We start from the raw sequence: 243 nt of genomic DNA on the forward strand, positions 1-243 counted from the left end.
TTAAAGTGTTTACCCAGAGTCGAGAGACTTACGGTAGTCCACGAGTTCATGCAGAGCTGAGGCGCCAAGGAGTTTTGGTTAGCCGCAAGCGTGTAGCTCGGATCATGAGAGATCAAGGGCTAAGAGCGCGAAGTTATCGCATTTACATGAAAATGGCCAAGCTACATCGGTTCTATCAATCGATTAAGAATATTAAAAAAGACACACCAAAACCAACGGCAGTTAATCAACAATGGTCTGGAG

General features: G+C 44.9%; 1 protein-coding gene. It reads left to right on the forward strand.

Annotated features, from left to right (window positions below):
- Positions 1-243: IS3 family transposase (locus JFU56_RS22690; RefSeq protein WP_198439463.1), on the forward strand; the 243-nt coding region annotated here is incomplete at both ends.

It is taken from the genome of Moritella sp. F3 (genome assembly GCF_015082335.1).
Taxonomy (GTDB): domain Bacteria; phylum Pseudomonadota; class Gammaproteobacteria; order Enterobacterales; family Moritellaceae; genus Moritella.